This window comes from Streptomyces sp. NPDC040405 (genome assembly GCF_055595765.1).
On the sequence record NZ_JBVIVI010000010.1, the window covers coordinates 103,100 to 118,407 of the forward strand.

The window sequence follows — 15,308 nt, forward strand, 5'->3', positions numbered from 1 at the left end:
GTCCTTGGTGTCAGTCTTGCTTCTCGCCGCTCGCGTAGCGGGAGATGATCAGCGCGACGATGATGATGGAGCCGTTGATGAACTGGTTCCACAGTGGCGGAACGCCGCCCAGGGTCATCACATTGACGACCAATTGCAGCGTAAGCACACCCGTGAGGGCTCCGAAGAGCGTGCCGCGGCCGCCCTTGAGGCTGATGCCGCCGATGACCGCGGCGGCGAACACCTGGAAGATCCAGCCGTTGCCCTGGGTCGCGGCGACCGAGCCGTAGTGGCCGGTGTAGAGGATTCCGGCGAAGGCGGCCAGCCCGCCGCCGACGCTGAGCACGATCCAGGTGATGCGGTCGACGCGGATACCGGCGGCGCGCGCCGCCTCGGGGTTGCCGCCGATCGCGTACAGGGAGCGGCCGTGCCGCAGATAGCCCAGCGCCAGGCCGCCGAGCGCGTACAGGCCGAGGCACAGCCATACGGCGGCGGGCGCGCCCAGCCAGTCGGCCTTGCCGAGGTAGCGGAAGGACTCGGGGACGTTGACGATGGACTGGCCCTCGGCGATGCCCACCTGGAGTCCGCGCAGCATGGTGAGCATGCCCAGGGTCGCGATGAAGCCGTTGACGCGCAGCTTGAGCATCAGGAAGCCGTTGGCCGCGCCGATCAGGGCGCCCACCGCCAGACACAGCGGAATGGCGGTCCATACGGGCAGCAGCCCGAGCCCTTCGAAGCGCGCGCCGTGGGACGGCAGCACCAGCCAGAGGGCGATCACGGGCGCCACGGCGATGGTGGACTCCAGCGAGAGGTCCATCCGGCCGCTGATCAGGATCAGCGCCTCGCCCAGCACCAGCAGCCCCAGCTCGGTGGACTGCTGGACGACGCCGATCAGGTTGTCCTCGGTGAGGAAGGCGGGCGAGACGATGAAGCCGATCACGCCCAGGACGAAGATCACCGGGACCAGGGACAGATCGCGCCAGCGCGCGATGTCGATCCGCGGACGGCCTCGCGCCCCCGCCGCCCCGTCCGCCACCGCCTCGGCGGGCTGCTGCCGTGCGGTACCGATCATGTCTGTGGTCCTCCCGTGCGGTCTTCGGTTCCCCCGGACGTACCTTGTGCGGTGCCGTCCGTGCCCGGTTCCGTCATGCCTTCCATCGCGGCGACCAGCTGGCGGTCGCTCCAGCCGCTGCCGAACTCGGCGACGACCCGCCCGTGGAAGAACGCCAGGACCCGGTCGCAGACCCGGAGGTCGTCCAGCTCGTCGGAGACGATCAGCGCGCCGCTCCCGGCCGCCGCGACATCCCGTACGACGCCGAGCAGGGCGTCCTTGGACTTCACGTCCACCCCGGCGGTCGGCCGGATCGCGACCAGCACGCTCGGCTCGCGCGCCAGCGCCCGCGCGATGACGACCTTCTGCTGATTGCCGCCGGACAGGCCCGAGACGGGCTGCGACGGCCCCGAGGTCTTGATGTCGAGCGAGGTGATCATGCGCTGGGCGAACGCGCGGGTCCGGGACGGCAGCACCGTGCCGTACGGCCCGAGCTGGTCGGTGACGGTCAGCGTGGCGTTCTCGGCGACGCTGCGGCCCAGCACCAGACCCTGGTCGTGGCGGTCCTCCGGGACGTAGCCGATGCCCGCGTCGATGGCGTGCGGCACGCTGCCGGGACGCACCGGCCTGCCCCGTACGGAGACCCGGCCGCCGCCCGGTTGCCGCAGGCCCACCAGGGTCTCGCCGATCGCCGTGTTGCCGCTGGCGGTCGCCCCGGCCAGACCCAGCACCTCGCCCGGCCGCACCACCAGGTCCAGCGGCGCGAACTCGTCCTCCAGGGTGAGCCCTTCGGTGCGCAGCACCGGCTCGCCGCCCGGGTCGGCCGCCTTGACGGTGACGGGGGCGCGGACGGCGGCCCGGGAGGCGCCCCCGGGGGCGCCTTCGCCGTCGCCCGTCATCGCCACGACCAGGTCCTCCTTGGGCAGGTCGGCGACCGGGGCGGTCAGCACGTGCCGGGCGTCGCGGAAGACGGTGACGGTGTCGCAGAGGTCGTAGACCTCCTGGAGGTGGTGCGAGATGAACAGGAAGGCGACGCCCTGCCCGCGCAGTTCGAGCAGCTTGGTGAAGAGCCGGTCGATGCCGCCCGCGTCGAGCTGTGCGGTGGGCTCGTCGAGGATGATCAGCCGGGCGCCGAAGGACAGGGCGCGGGCGATCTCCACGAACTGCCGCTGCTCGACGCCGAGGTCCTTCGCCCGGGTCCGGGGGTCCACGTCCACCCCGTACTCCCCCAGCAGCGCCCGGGCGGCCTCGCGCAGCGCGTGCCAGCGGATGCGCCCGGTGCCCTGGAAGCGGCCGAGGTAGAGGTTCTCGGCGACCGTCAGATGCGGGACCACCATCGACTTCTGGTAGACACAGGCGACCCGGCGCTGCCAGGCCGCGGTGTCGCCGTAGCCGGGGGCGGGTTCGTCGGAGAACGTCACCTCGCCCTCGTCCGGGCGTTCCATGCCGGTGAGGACGGACACCAGCGTGGACTTGCCCGCCCCGTTGCGTCCGACGAGGGCGTGCGCCTCCCCGGGCCGCACGGCCAGCCGGGCGTGGTCCAGGGCGACGGTCGGTCCGAAGCGTTTGACGATGCCGTGCGCCCGGACCACGGTGGGCTGTGCTGCCGCTGCCGCTGTCATCGCTACTTCTTTTCGAGCTGGTTGGCCCACAGCTTCGGGTCGTTGACGTTCTTCTTGGTGACCAGGGGCGCCGGAAGCTGGTCCTCCAGACCGTTCGCGATCTTGACGATCTTCGAGCCGTGATCGGTCGGACCGGGCTTGAACTCCTTGTCCTCCAGCGCCGCCTTGGCGTAGTTCAGCGCCCACTGGGCGTAGAGGTCGGCGGGCTGGGAGAGGGTCGCGTCGATCTTCCCGGCGCGGATCGCGTCCAGCTCCTCCGGTATGCCGTCGTTGGAGATGATGGTGATGTGCCCCGCCGAGCCCGCGGGCTTGAGCAGCTTCTTCTGCTCCAGCAGCGCCAGGGTGGACTGCAGGAAGGCGCCACCGGCCTGCATGTAGATGCCGTCGAGCTTGCGGTGCTGGGCGAGCAGGCTCTGCAGCTTCGCGGAGGCGACGTCGCCCTTCCAGTCGGTGGGCAGCTCGTGCACCTTGATGCCCGGGTACTTCTTCTTCATGCACGAGGCGAACGCCTGCGACCGGTCGCGGCCGTTGATGGAGCTGAGGTCGCCCTGCAGTTCGGCGACCCGGCCCTTGCCGCCCAGCTGTCGGCCCAGGTATTCGCACGCCTTGGTGCCGTACGCCCGGTTGTCGGCCCGCACCACCATGTAGATCTTGCCGGAGTCGGGGCGGGTGTCCACGCTGATGACGGGGATCTTCTTCTCCTCCAGCTGCTCAAGGGTGGAGGAGACGGCCCCGGTGTCCTGGGGGGCCATGACGATCGCCTTGGCGCCCTGGTCGGTGAACGCCTGGACGTTGGAGACGAGCTTGGAGATGTCGTTCTGCGAGTTGGACAGCGGGAGCGCGGAGACCGTGCCCTTGTCGATGCCCTTCTCCAGATACTGCTGGTAGGAGTTCCAGAAGTCGGTGTCGGTGCGCGGCATGTCGATGCCCACCTTGCCGCCGCCTGCTGCGCCGTTGCTCTCACGGTTGCAGCCGGCCAGCCCGGCGACGGCGAGCAGCACGGCGCAGGCCGCGGCTCCGGTGGTGCGGAGTCTCGTCATCGAGTCCCGTCCTAAGTCGAGTGGTGCGACGTGCGTGGTGCGGGTACGCGGTGCGGATGTCTGATGCGCGGCGGTGCGATGTGGCGTGCGGGTGCGGCGGTGCGATGTGCGGGTGCGCGTGCGGCAGTGCGGGCGGTGCGATGTGGCGTGCGGGTGCGGGTGCGGTTGTGCGGTGTGCGGGCGTCGTTCTCAGGTGGCGGGGCGCAGGCGCAGCCCCTGCATTCCGCCGTCGACGGCCAGCGAGGTGCCGGTGACGGCCGCGGCGGCGGGAGACGCCAGATACGCCACGGCCGCGGCGACCTCCTCGGCGGACACCAGCCGCCCGGTCGGCTGACGGGCCTCCAGGGCGGCGCGCTCGGCCGCCGGATCGGCGGCCTGGCCGAGCAGCCGCCCCACCCATGGGGTGTCGACGGTGCCGGGGTTGACGCAGTTGACGCGGATGCCCTCGCGTACGTGGTCGGCGGCCATGGCGAGGGTGAGCGACAGCACCGCGCCCTTGCTGGCGCTGTACGCGGCGCGCTGCGGCAGTCCGGCGGTGGCGGCGATCGAGCAGGTGTGGGTGATGGAGACGGCCCCGGGACGGCTCGCCGCCGCGGCGCGCAGATGCGGCAGCGCGGCCCGCGCGGTGCGCACCAGGCCGAGGACGTTGACGTCCAGCAGCCGCTGCCACTCCTCGTCGGAGTTGTCCTCGACGGTGCCTATCGCGCCGATGCCCGCGTTGCCGACGACGGTGTGCAGGGCGCCGAATTCGGCCACCACCGCCTCCACCGCGGCCCGTACTCCCTCGTCGGAGGTGACGTCGGTCTTGACCGGCAGGGTGCCGGTCGGGGCGCCCGTCGGGTCCCGGTCGAGCACGGCGACCCGCGCACCGCGGTCGCGCAGCGTGGTGGCGATGGCGGCGCCGATGCCCGAGGCGCCGCCGGTGACGAGCGCGGCCAGCCCTTCGAAGTCGCCGGTGGGGCTCAAGAGGTCTCCTTGTTTCGTACGGACTGCGGTGCCGATTGCGGTGCGGCGTTCCGGGCCTGCCATTCGGGCCCGTCGGGATAGCGGTAGGCGGCGATCGACTCGGGGAGCATCCGGGCGGAGAAGCCCGGGGCGGCCGGTGCGCGGTAGCGGCCCGCCTCGACGACCGCCGGGTCGGCGAAGTGCTCGTGGAGGTGGTCGACGTACTCGATGACCCGGTCGTCCCAGCTGCCCGAGACGGCCACGAAGTCGAACATGGCCAGATGCTGGACCAGTTCGCACAGCCCGACGCCGCCCGCGTGCGGGCACACCGGCACGCCGTGCTTGGCGGCGAGCAGCAGGATCGCCAGGTTCTCGTTGACCCCGGCCACGCGCGCCGCGTCGATCTGCACGAAGTCGACGGCTTCGGCCTGAAGCAGCTGTTTGAAGACGACGCGGTTGGCGACGTGCTCACCGGTGGCGACCTTGACGGGCTGTCCGGCGCGGATGGCGGCGTGGCCGAGGACGTCGTCGGGGCTGGTCGGTTCCTCGATCCAGTGCGGGTCGTAAGGCGCCAGGGCGCGCATCCAGCGCAGCGCCTCCGCGACGTCCCAGCGCTGGTTGGCGTCGACGGCGATCCGGATGTCCGGGCCCACCGCCTCGCGGGCCAGCCGCATCCGTCTGAGGTCCTCGTCGAGGTCGCCGCCGACCTTGAGCTTGATCTGATCGAAGCCGTCGGAGACCGCCTCCTGCGCCAGCTTGATCATTTTCTCGTCGGAGTAGCCGAGCCAGCCCGCCGAGGTGGTGTAGGCGGGGTAGCCGCGCTCGCGCAGCAGCGCGGCGCGCTCGGCGCGGCCGGGCTCGGCGGCGCGCAGGATCTCCAGCGCCTCGTCGCGGGTGAGGGCGTCGCTGAGGTAGCGGTAGTCGACGAGGTCGGCCAGCTCCTCGGGCGACATGTCGGCCAGGAACTGCCACAGCGGCTTTCCGGCCTGCCGGGCGGCGAGGTCCCAGGCGGCGTTCACCACCGCACCGGCCGCCATATGCATGACGCCCTTCTCCGGGCCGAGCCAGCGCAGCTGGGAGTCATGGGTGAGGTCGCGGTAGAGGTCGGCCAGCCCGGCCGCGGTGAGCGGGGCGGGGCGGCCGACGACCTGGGGGCGCAGCGAGCGGATGGCGGCGGCGGTCACGTCGTTGCCGCGGCCGATGGTGAAGACGAAGCCGTGGCCTTCCGCGGTGGTCGTGCCGTGGGTGGTGTCGTGCGAGGTGTCAGGGACGTCCGTACGGAGCACCACATAGGCAGCGGAGTAGTCGGGGTCCGGATTCATCGCGTCCGAGCCGTCGAGCTGCTCCGAGGTGGGAAACCGGATGTCATGGACCTCGAACTCAGTGACGGTCGGGCGCAAACTCAATGGGGGGCTCCCTGAACGACGCGCGATAGAACATCGGACCTTTAACGGTGATCCGATGTATAGCGCTGACTTGGGGGTCTCGTCCAGAGGTGTGCCGCAACTTTCAGGAAACAGGTCGGATGAATCACAGTGGGTTGCTGTACGGGGGCTGCGGCGGGGCCCCCTTGAAGCCGTAGGCTTGGGGCGCACGCAAAAGAACTGCAACCGGGGGCGGTACCAAGCCGTCCGCCCCGGTCGGAAGGAGGCGCTGGGTGATCGAGCTTGAGGGGGTTCCCGAGCTGATCGACCCGGTCATGATCTGTGCCTTCGAGGGCTGGAACGACGCCGGAGACGCCGCCTCCACCGCGGTCGGGCACCTGGACCGGGAGTGGAAGGGCGAGGTCTTCGCCTCTCTCGACGCCGAGGACTACTACGACTTCCAGGTGAACCGGCCCACCGTCGCCCTGGACAACGGGGTCCGCAAGATCACTTGGCCGACCACCCGGCTCTCCGTGGTCCGCGCGGAGAGCGGCGAGAAGACCCGCGACCTGGTGCTGGTCCGGGGTATCGAGCCGAGCATGCGGTGGCGGTCGTTCTGCAACGAGATCCTCGGCTACGCCCATGAGTTGGGCGTCGAGATGGTCGTCGTCCTCGGGGCACTGCTCGGCGACACCCCGCACACCCGGCCGGTGCCGGTCAGCGGTGTCACCTCCGACCCGGACCTGGCCCGCAGCCTCGACCTCGAGGAGACCCGCTACGAGGGGCCCACCGGCATCGTCGGCATCCTCCAGGAGGCATGCACCCACGCCGGTGTCCCCGCGGTGAGCCTGTGGGCGGCCGTCCCGCACTACGTCTCCCAGCCGCCGAACCCGAAGGCGACCCTGGCCCTGCTGAACCGCCTCGAGGACCTGATCGGCGTCCGCATCCCGCTCGGCGAGCTGACCGAGGACGCGCGCGCCTGGCAGCTGGGCGTGGACCAACTCGCCTCGGAGGACAGCGAGGTCGCCGAGTACGTCCAGTCGCTGGAGGAGGCCCGGGACACGGCGGAGCTGCCGGAGGCGTCGGGCGAGGCGATCGCGCGCGAATTCGAGCGCTACCTGCGCCGCCGGGACGGCTCACCGGGCACGCCGGGCGGTCATGCGACGGAGACGGGCACCGGCGGCGTGGCCGACGGCCGCGAGACCGGCGCCCCGTACCTGCGGGATCCGGGCAGCGGCCACACCCGCCCGCGGAAGCCGTCCGCGAAGGACGACGAGGGCGGGGACAGCTCCGGGAGCGACGAGGACGCCGAAAGCACCGACGCGGAGGACCGCCCGGACGACCAGGGCTGAGCCCCCTCGCTCCAGCCCCCCAAGCGGCCCGCGCCCCGGCCCCCGCTACGGGGGCCTGCCTGCCCCGGGGGCTCCCGTCGGACCTTGCGGACGCGGGCGCTGGCGCCACGGGCGGTGGACGTGCCGGTGGGCGTGGCCCTGCGGGGGCTTCCCCACCCCGCCCCTTCCCGAACCCGGGGGCTCCGCCCCGGACCCCCGCGAGCTGCGCTCCGGCCCCGATCCCCCGGCCACTGACAAGCTTCGTCGGGTGCCCCGGGCCCCGGACCCCGTTCCGGAGAGGGCTCCGCGCCGGGCCGCTGCCGGGGCCCGATCCCCCGGTCGACGCGCGGCTTCGCCGCTCCGTGGCGGCGGACAACGGCCGGTGCCCGGACGAAGGCTCCAGCCCCTTGACGGTCACCCCGGGCCCAGTCCGCAGGCTTCGCCCCCGGGCCCCGGACCCCGTTCCGGAGAGGGCTCCGCGCCGGGCTGCTGCCCGGGGCCCGATCCCCCAGTCGCAACGCGGCCTCGCCACTCCGCGGCGGCGGGCAGCATGCTGGCCGGTACCCGGACGAAGGCTCCGGCCCCTTGACGGTCGCCCCCGGACCCAGTCCGCGGGCTTCGCCCCGGGCCCCAGACCCGTTCCGGAGGGGGCTCCGTGCCAGGTTGCTGCCGGGACCCGATCCCCCGGTCGCAGCACGGCTTCGCCGCTCCGTGGGGGCAGCATGCTGGCCGGTACCCGGACGAAGGCTCCGGCCCCTTGACGGTCGCCCCGGGCTCCGGACCCCGTTCCGGAGGGGCCCCGCGCCGGGCTGCTGTCGGTCGCAGCGCGGCCTCGCCGCTCCGTGGCATCCGGGTAACGGCCGGTGTCCGGACGGGGGCTCCGGCCCCTTGGCAGGTCGCCCCCGGGCCGGGGGTCCGGGGGCGGAGCCCCCTGGTTCGGGAAGGGGCGGGGTGGGGAAGCCCCCGCAGGGCCACAGTCGGCGGCGCGTTCACCGCCCTGGTCCGGGGCGCAGCCCTGCGGGTGGGGACGCCCTACAGGGCTACGCCCAGGAGGGCGTCCACGGCTCGGGAGGCCAGGCCCGGGGCTCCCTCGTCCGTGCCGCCGGACGAGGACTGCGTGGCCGCCCAGCGGTCGACGGCCGCGAGGGCCGACGGGGAGTCGAGGTCGTTCGCCAGGGCCTCCCGTATCTCCTCCACCAGCGCGTCCGCCGACGGGCCGTCCGGCCGCGAGACGGCGGCGCGCCAGCGGGCGAGGCGGGCCTCGGCGTCCCGCAGGACGTCGTCCGTCCACTCCCAGTCGGAGCGGTAGTGGTGGGCCAGCAGGGCGAGCCGGATGGCGGCCGGGTCGACGCCCTCGCGCCGCAGCGCGGAGACGAAGACCAGGTTGCCCTTGGACTTGGACATCTTCTCGCCGTCCAGCGCGACCATCCCGGCGTGCACGTACGACTGCGCGAACGGCCGCTCGCCGGTGAGGACCTGGGCGTGCGAGGCGCCCATCTCGTGGTGCGGGAAGGCGAGATCGGAGCCGCCGCCCTGGATGTCGAAGCCCATGCCGAGGTGGTCGAGGGCGATGGCCACGCACTCGATGTGCCAGCCGGGGCGGCCGGGGCCGAGCGAGCCCCCGTCCCAACTCGGCTCGCCCTCACGGGCGGCCACCCACAGCATCGGGTCCAGCGGGTTCTTCTTGCCCGGGCGCTCCGGGTCGCCGCCGCGCTCGGCGGACAGCAGCCGCATGGCCTCGGCGTCGAGGCGGCTGACCGAGCCGAAGGCGGGGTCCGACTCCACGGAGAAGTAGATGTCGCCCTCGACCTCGTACGCCGCGCCCGCGTCCCGCAGCCGCTCCACGAGCGGCACGATCCCCGGTATCGACTCGACGGCACCGATGAAGTGGCGCGGGGGCAGCATCCGCAGGGCCGTCATGTCCTCGCGGAAGAGGGCGGTCTCGCGCTCGGCGAGGGCCGTCCAGTCGTCGCCGTTCGCCACGGCCCGCTCCAGCAGCGGATCGTCGATGTCGGTGACGTTCTGGACGTAGTGGACCTGGCGCTTGGTGTCGAGCCACACGCGCTGAACGAGGTCGAACGCGTTGTAGGTCGCCGCATGACCCATATGGGTCGCGTCGTACGGCGTGATGCCGCAGACGTAGATGCGGGCGACGGGGCCGGGGGTGAGGGTGATCGGTCCCCCGGTCGCGGTGTCGTGGATCCTCAGGTCGCGGCCACTGCCAGGCAGGGCGGGAACCTCGGAAGCGGGCCAGGCATACATGCAATGAGCGTAACCGGATGCCAGTTCCGGATACGAACCGGACCGGGCCTGCTGACCGTTTGTTGGCCGGATAGACGGTCTTGCGTATTCGCCCGTGAGCTGCTTGGTCGCTACCGCGTACCCGGTCCGTAGTCGCTCCGTGGTCGCTCCGTGAGCCGTCGGCTCAGACCGGCGGCCACGGAATGGCGGGCCACTGGCCGCTGGGCGCGGGGTGCAGCCCGGTCCGCAACAGCGCCGCCACCCGGGCCCGCAGCGCCTCGATCTCGGCGCCGGTGATCAGCTTCGCCAGCCGGGCGCCCAGCGGGCCGTCGTCGGCGAGCTGGTCCGCCAGCCGCCGCAGCACCTCCAGCACGTCGTCCGGCAGCGGCTCCCCCGCCCATCCCCACAGCAGGGTGCGCAGCTTGTCCTCGGCGTTGAAGGTCACACCGTGATCAATCGCATAGAGCCGGCCGCCCGCGGCGGGCAGCAGATGGCCGCCCTTGCGGTCGCCGTTGTTGATCACCGCGTCGAGTACGGCCAGCCGCCGCAGCCGTACGTCGTCGGCGTGCACCAGCAGCGCGGTGCGGCCCTCCTCCACCTCCGCGAAGCCGACCGCCTTCCAGCCGGGGCCAGGCTCGTCGCCCTCGACGAGGGCGAGCAGCTCGGTGCCGTCGGCGGCCGGGTCATCGGAGCCGTCGCCGTCGGCCACCTCGACCCACAGCTGGCACATGCCCTGCCCGTACGGCCCGTCGCGCAGCACGGTGGGCGGGACCAGGCCCCAGCCGGTCGCCTCGGAGATCTCGTACGCGGCGACCTCGCGCTGGGCGAGCGTGCCGTCGGGGAAGTCCCACAGCGGCCGTTCCCCGGCCACCGGCTTGTAGACGCAGGGGGCGCTGTGGCCCTCGTACTCGACCGTGCAGTAGAGCACCGCGTTGGACGCCTCGCGGACCCGGCCGCGCACCGTCAGCTCGCCCAGGGCCAGCAGCTCGGACGGCTCCGGGGGCGTCAGGCTTCGCGGCGGTATCCGTTCTGGCGCGGACATACGTGTCCTTCCGGGTCGAGCGGCAGGCTGCACAGCGGGCAGGGCGGCCGGCCGGCGTTGACGACGTCCAGCGCCCGCTTGGCGAAGGCGCGTGCCTGGATGCCGGTGAGCCGCACCCGCAGCATGGGCGGCCCGTTCACGTCGTCCTGCAGGAGCCGTTCCTCGGCCTCGGCGAGGTCCTCCTCGGACTCGGCTTCCAGCTCGACGAGCGCCTGCGCCTCCACGATCATGCGCTGTTCCTCGCCGTCCCAGGCGAGGGCCATGGTGCCGACGCGGAATTCCTCTTCCACGGGGGCGTCGAGCGGTGCGGTGTCGCTGAGTTCGGAGGGGGCGACGGCCGGTACCGGCGCGTTGCCACCGGTGCGCCGCACCACCTCGTCGAGCAGCTCGTCTATCCGCTCGGCAAGCGCCGCCACCTGGGTCTTCTCCAGTGCCACGCTGGTGGTCCGGCCGCCCGCGGACGCCTGCAGGAAAAAGGTACGGCGGCCAGGCAGCCCGACCGTACCGGCGACGAATCGGTCCGGCGGGTCATAGAGGAACACCTGACGGGACAACGTCCTGCTCCATTTGCGTCGACTGGTCGGCTGGTTGAACTACTGGGTCGCGGCTGCCGTGGTACGGCCGCGCCGCGGGACCACCCTACTGCGCTCGGAGATCATGGTGCCCCCGCGTCGCCGCCCACTGCCGCGTCCCCGCCGCGGTCGGCGGGGGCGTCCTCGCGGGGCGCGAGTCCCGCGAAGTCGCCGGTGTCGCCCAGCCGTACGACGAAGGGCCGGGCGGGGGTGTAGCGGATCGCGGTGACCGAGCAGGGCTCGACCGAGATCCGCTGGAAGAGATCGAGGTGGAGGCCGAGGGCGTCCGCGACGATCGCCTTGATGATGTCGCCGTGCGAGCACATCAGATAGCTGGCGTCGGCGCCGTGCTCCTCCTGGACCCGGGCGTTCCAGTCGCGCACCGCGTCGACCGCGCGTGCCTGCATGGCGCGCATGGACTCGCCCCCGGGGAAGGTGGCGGCGGACGGATGCTGCTGGACGATGTTCATCAGTGGTTCATCGGCCAGCTCGGCGAGTTTGCGGCCCGACCAGTCGCCGTAGTGGCACTCCCCGATCCGCTCCTCGGTGTGCAGCGGCAGTTCGGGGCGGGCGGCGACCAGCGGCGCGAGGGTCTCCTGGCAGCGCTGGAGCGGGCTGGTGACGGCGGCGGCGAGCGGCAGCCGGGCGAGCCGCCCCGGCAGCTCCGCGGCCTGCGCGGCGCCGCGCTCGTCGAGGGCGACACCGGGCGTCCAGCCCGCGAGGACGCCGGACGTGTTCGCGGTGGACCGGCCGTGCCGGACGAGGATCAGCGTGGGCATGCCTGCCACCCTACGGCCACTCCGGGGCCGCTCAGGGAGGGTATGCGCCCGCCGTCCGCGCTTCCCCGGCCGGTGTGCTTCTCCACCCGCCGGTGCGCTTCTTACCCGGGCGAGGCACAATGCCCCGCGTGATCGTGGATTGTGCCATTTACCAGGACGGGTGCCGCACAGAGGGACCCGCCGACTTCTCCGACGCCCTCGACCAGGCGCGTCTGGCCGGGGACTCGTTTCTCTGGATCGGGCTGCACGAGCCGACGGAGAAGGAGTTCGCGCTGGTCACCAGCGAGTTCGGACTGCACCCGCTGGCCGTGGAGGACGCGCTGACCGCGCACCAGCGGCCCAAGCTGGAGATCTATGACGACTCGCTGTTCCTGGTGCTCAAGCCGGTGCGGTACGACGAGCGGGCGGGCACCGTCACCGCCGGTGAGCTGATGGTGTTCGTCGGTGACTCCTTCGTGGTGACTGTGCGGCACGGCGAGGCCAATGCGCTGAGCGCGGTGCGGGAACGGCTGGAACACACCCCCGATGTGCTCCAGCACGGGCCGACGGCGGTGATGTACGCGGTCGCCGACGCGGTCGTGGACCAGTATCTGGACGTGGCGGACGCCCTCCACGAGGATCTGGACGAGCTGGAGACCGAGGTGTTCGCGCCGGACGGCAACGGGGGCCAGAACACGGCGGGCCGGATCTACGCCTTCAAGCGCGAGGTGCTCGAATTCCGCCGCGCCACGGGCCCGTTGGCGGAGCCGATGACCCGGCTCTCGGGTGCCGGGGTGCCGTTCGTCCACGAGGGGTCGCGGCCGTTCTTCCGCGACGTCCATGACCATCTGACCCGGGTGAACGAGCATGTGGAGGGCCTGGACCGGCTGCTGTCGGACATCCTCTCGGCCCATCTGGCGCAGATGGGCGTGCGGCAGAACGACGACATGCGGAAGATCTCGGCGTGGGCGGCGATGGCGGCGGTGCCGACGCTGATCGCCGGTATCTACGGCATGAACTTCACGCACATGTGGGAGCTGCGCCAGCCGTGGGGCTATCCGGCCGCGGTGGGGCTGATGGCCGGAGTGATCGCGCTGCTGTACCGCATGTTCAAGCGCCGCGGCTGGCTCTGACCGGGCCGTACGCCGCCGCCCGCTACGGGCGGGGGCGGGGCCGCCCTGATGCGGGCGGGGTGCGGGGGCTCAGGCGAACTCGGGCGCCTCGGGGGCGGCCGTCTCCGAGGCCCCCAGCGCGTCCCTGCGCTCGGGCATCCGCAGCGTCACCATGCGGCGCCAGCCGCCCAGCCGCTCGTACCCGTACCCGGCCTTGACGCCCGCCGTCAGCACCGCGGACTTCCGCCTCGACCAGCCGAGGATGCCCCCCATGTGCGTCATCACGGCGAGGCTGACGCACCGGTGGACCTCCATTTCGACGAGCGCGCACTCGCGCAGCGCCCGCTGGATGGTCCGGCCGTACCCGGCGGCGGCCAGCCGCAGCAACTCCTCGTGGCAGTAGGCGAGGTGGTTCTCCTCGTCCTTGGCGATCATCGTGACCGCGCGGCCGATCTCGGGATGGCCGCCGAAGCAGCCGCGCAACATGGCCATCTGCGCGGCGGCGCGCTGCTCGGTGACCCGGCTGTGGGCGAGGTAGACGACGATGTCGTGCTCGGTGAGCGGTTCGTCGCGGCGCAGCTTCTCGTGGGCGAGGCCGACGCCGCGGGCCTCCAGCAGCATGGTGTAGTCCGCCGCGCGCGGCACCTCCACCGGCTCCAGGCCGCGCTTGCGGAGCAGGGCGTTGAAGATCCGGCCGTGCTTGTCCTCGTCCGCGCCATGGCGGGTGATCTTGGGCGCGAGGGCGCGCTGGCTCTCGGGCACGAGCGCGGCGATCCGGCCGTTCTCCCAGCCGCCCTGCGCCTCGCCGCTGGCCGCGATGGAGCAGAACAGCCGGAACGATTCGTCGTTCCCGAGGATCTCCTGGAAGACGCTTTTCGCCGAGAGCACGATGGCCACCTCCGTGAAATGAGTCAAATGCCGGGTATCGGAAGTGGCAACAGGTGGGGCATCCGGCTCATCCGTACGAGGGAATCACGAGCGAATATGGCGGGTCCCGCCGGACGCGTAACCCCGGGGCACCGGAGGCGTTGTGCTCGGTGACGGCCGTGGCGGGGAAGACCCCCGAGCCCCCACCACGGCCGCGGAAACGTCCGGTGCCCGTCGGCTGTCCGTCCCACCTACGCGAGCCCGGCGCGCTCCATCGCCTCGACACCGGCCCGCAGGCCCGCCACCCGCTCCTCCAGCGTGAAGCCCGCGGGCGTGAGCGACAGGGTGGTGACACCGGCCTCGGCGTACGCCTTCATGCGGTCGGCGATGCGCTCGACCGGGCCGAGCAGCGTGGTGGAGTCGATCAGCTCGTGGGGAATGGCGGCGGCGGCGCCCTCCTTGTCCCCGGCCAGGTACTTCTCCTGGATCTCGGCGGCCTCCTTCTCGTACCCCATGCGCTGCGCGAGCTTGTTGTAGAAGTTCTGCTTGGCGCTGCCCATGCCGCCCACGTAGAGCGCGGTGTACGGGCGGAACTGGTCGGCGAGCGCGCGGACGTCCTCGCCCACCGCGAGCGGGACGGTGGGCACCAGGTCGAACCCGTCGAGGGTCTTGCCCGCCTTCTCCCGGCCCGCCCGCAGCGAGCCGAGGGTGGTCGCCTCGGCGTGCTCGGGGGCGAAGAAGATGACCAGCGCGCCGTCGGCGATCTCGCCGGTCTGCTCCAGGTTCTTCGGGCCGATGGCCGCGATGTAGAGCGGGATGTACTCGCGCACCGGGTGCACGGTGAGCTTGAGGGGCTTGCCGGGGCCGCCGGGCAGCGGCAGGGTCCAGTTGTCGCCCTCGTGGGTCAGCCGCTCGCGCGACATCGCCTTGCGGATGATCTCCACGTACTCGCGGGTGCGGGCGAGCGGCTTGTCGAACCGCACGCCGTACCAGCCCTCCGAGACCTGCGGGCCCGAGACGCCGAGGCCGAGGCGGAACCGGCCGCCGGAGAGGGAGTCGAGGGTGGCGGCGGTCATCGCCGTCATCGCGGGCGTACGGGCCGGGATCTGGAAGATGGCCGAGCCGACGTCGATGTGTTCGGTCTGCGCGGCGACCCACGACAGGACGGTGGCGGCATCCGATCCGTACGCCTCCGCGGCCCAGCAGACCGAATAGCCGAGCCGGTCGGCCTCGCGGGCGACCGCGAGGTTGTCCGCGTCCATCCCCGCGCCCCAGTAGCCGAGGTTGATTCCGAGCCGCATACCCATGCGCGCACCCCTTACTGATCAGTAACGTCGCTGCTCCGGGGACTCTAGCGCGCGGAACCCCGGTACGTCAGGGGTGG

The 15,308-nt window shown here is 72.2% G+C and carries 13 protein-coding genes; 2 read left to right on the plus strand and 11 right to left on the minus strand.

Translation table 11 applies throughout. From position 1 onward, the window contains the following. Positions 1–10: 10 nt before the first annotated feature. The 5 genes from ACZ59A_RS33795 to ACZ59A_RS33815 all read right to left on the minus strand — a co-directional run bounded on the left by ACZ59A_RS33795 (position 11) and on the right by ACZ59A_RS33815 (position 6,037). Positions 11–1,051, minus strand: coding sequence for an ABC transporter permease (locus ACZ59A_RS33795; protein WP_470966735.1), 1,041 nt, complete (start codon positions 1,049–1,051; stop codon positions 11–13). Beyond that, complete coding sequence (locus ACZ59A_RS33800) at positions 1,048–2,652, minus strand: sugar ABC transporter ATP-binding protein (protein WP_470966737.1); 1,605 nt, start codon at positions 2,650–2,652, stop codon at positions 1,048–1,050. Before ACZ59A_RS33800 ends, ACZ59A_RS33795 begins: the two co-directional genes overlap by 4 nt. 2 nt (positions 2,653–2,654) lie before the next feature. Next, the gene (locus ACZ59A_RS33805) at positions 2,655–3,692 is read right to left on the minus strand and encodes a sugar ABC transporter substrate-binding protein (RefSeq protein WP_470966739.1); all 1,038 of its coding nucleotides are present in this window, start codon (positions 3,690–3,692) and stop codon (positions 2,655–2,657) included. Between the two features lie 189 nt (positions 3,693–3,881). After that, a complete protein-coding gene (locus ACZ59A_RS33810) occupies positions 3,882–4,658 on the minus strand; it encodes an SDR family NAD(P)-dependent oxidoreductase (protein WP_470966741.1) in 777 nt (258 codons plus the stop codon). Then, a complete protein-coding gene (locus tag ACZ59A_RS33815) occupies positions 4,655–6,037 on the minus strand; it encodes an enolase C-terminal domain-like protein (RefSeq protein WP_470967082.1) in 1,383 nt (460 codons plus the stop codon). Before ACZ59A_RS33815 ends, ACZ59A_RS33810 begins: the two co-directional genes overlap by 4 nt. A 257-nt stretch (positions 6,038–6,294) precedes the next feature. Here ACZ59A_RS33815 and ACZ59A_RS33820 point away from each other — a divergent pair, with 257 nt between their 5' ends. Continuing rightward, positions 6,295–7,353, plus strand: a complete 1,059-nt coding sequence (locus tag ACZ59A_RS33820) for a PAC2 family protein (RefSeq protein ID WP_468050521.1) — start codon at positions 6,295–6,297, stop codon at positions 7,351–7,353. 1,011 nt (positions 7,354–8,364) lie between these two features. Here the strand turns inward: ACZ59A_RS33820 and mshC are convergent. From mshC to ACZ59A_RS33840, 4 genes are all read right to left on the minus strand, one after another. Continuing rightward, complete coding sequence (gene mshC / locus ACZ59A_RS33825) at positions 8,365–9,594, minus strand: cysteine--1-D-myo-inosityl 2-amino-2-deoxy-alpha-D-glucopyranoside ligase (protein ID WP_470966743.1); 1,230 nt, start codon at positions 9,592–9,594, stop codon at positions 8,365–8,367. Positions 9,595–9,757: 163 nt separating this feature from the next. Continuing rightward, positions 9,758–10,615 (minus strand): SCO1664 family protein, encoded by an 858-nt coding sequence (locus ACZ59A_RS33830; RefSeq protein ID WP_468050519.1) that lies wholly within the window; start codon positions 10,613–10,615, stop codon positions 9,758–9,760. Further along, positions 10,579–11,169 (minus strand): DUF3090 domain-containing protein, encoded by a 591-nt coding sequence (locus ACZ59A_RS33835; RefSeq protein ID WP_468050518.1) that lies wholly within the window; start codon positions 11,167–11,169, stop codon positions 10,579–10,581. Before ACZ59A_RS33835 ends, ACZ59A_RS33830 begins: the two co-directional genes overlap by 37 nt. Before the next feature lie 101 nt (positions 11,170–11,270). Next, a complete protein-coding gene (locus ACZ59A_RS33840) occupies positions 11,271–11,966 on the minus strand; it encodes a histidine phosphatase family protein (RefSeq protein ID WP_468050517.1) in 696 nt (231 codons plus the stop codon). Positions 11,967–12,085: 119 nt separating this feature from the next. Here ACZ59A_RS33840 and corA point away from each other — a divergent pair, with 119 nt between their 5' ends. Then, positions 12,086–13,078: a magnesium/cobalt transporter CorA gene (gene corA, locus ACZ59A_RS33845; RefSeq protein WP_470966747.1), complete on the plus strand. Its 993-nt coding sequence runs from the start codon at positions 12,086–12,088 to the stop codon at positions 13,076–13,078. Between the two features lie 69 nt (positions 13,079–13,147). Here the strand turns inward: corA and ACZ59A_RS33850 are convergent, their stop codons facing one another. Further along, positions 13,148–13,945, minus strand: a complete 798-nt coding sequence (locus ACZ59A_RS33850; RefSeq protein ID WP_470967084.1) for a ferritin-like domain-containing protein — start codon at positions 13,943–13,945, stop codon at positions 13,148–13,150. Between the two features lie 230 nt (positions 13,946–14,175). After that, positions 14,176–15,225 carry an LLM class F420-dependent oxidoreductase gene (locus ACZ59A_RS33855; protein ID WP_470967086.1) on the minus strand — a complete coding sequence of 350 codons (1,050 nt, stop codon included), beginning with the start codon at positions 15,223–15,225 and terminating at the stop codon, positions 14,176–14,178. Between the last annotated feature and the right edge of the window lie 83 nt (positions 15,226–15,308).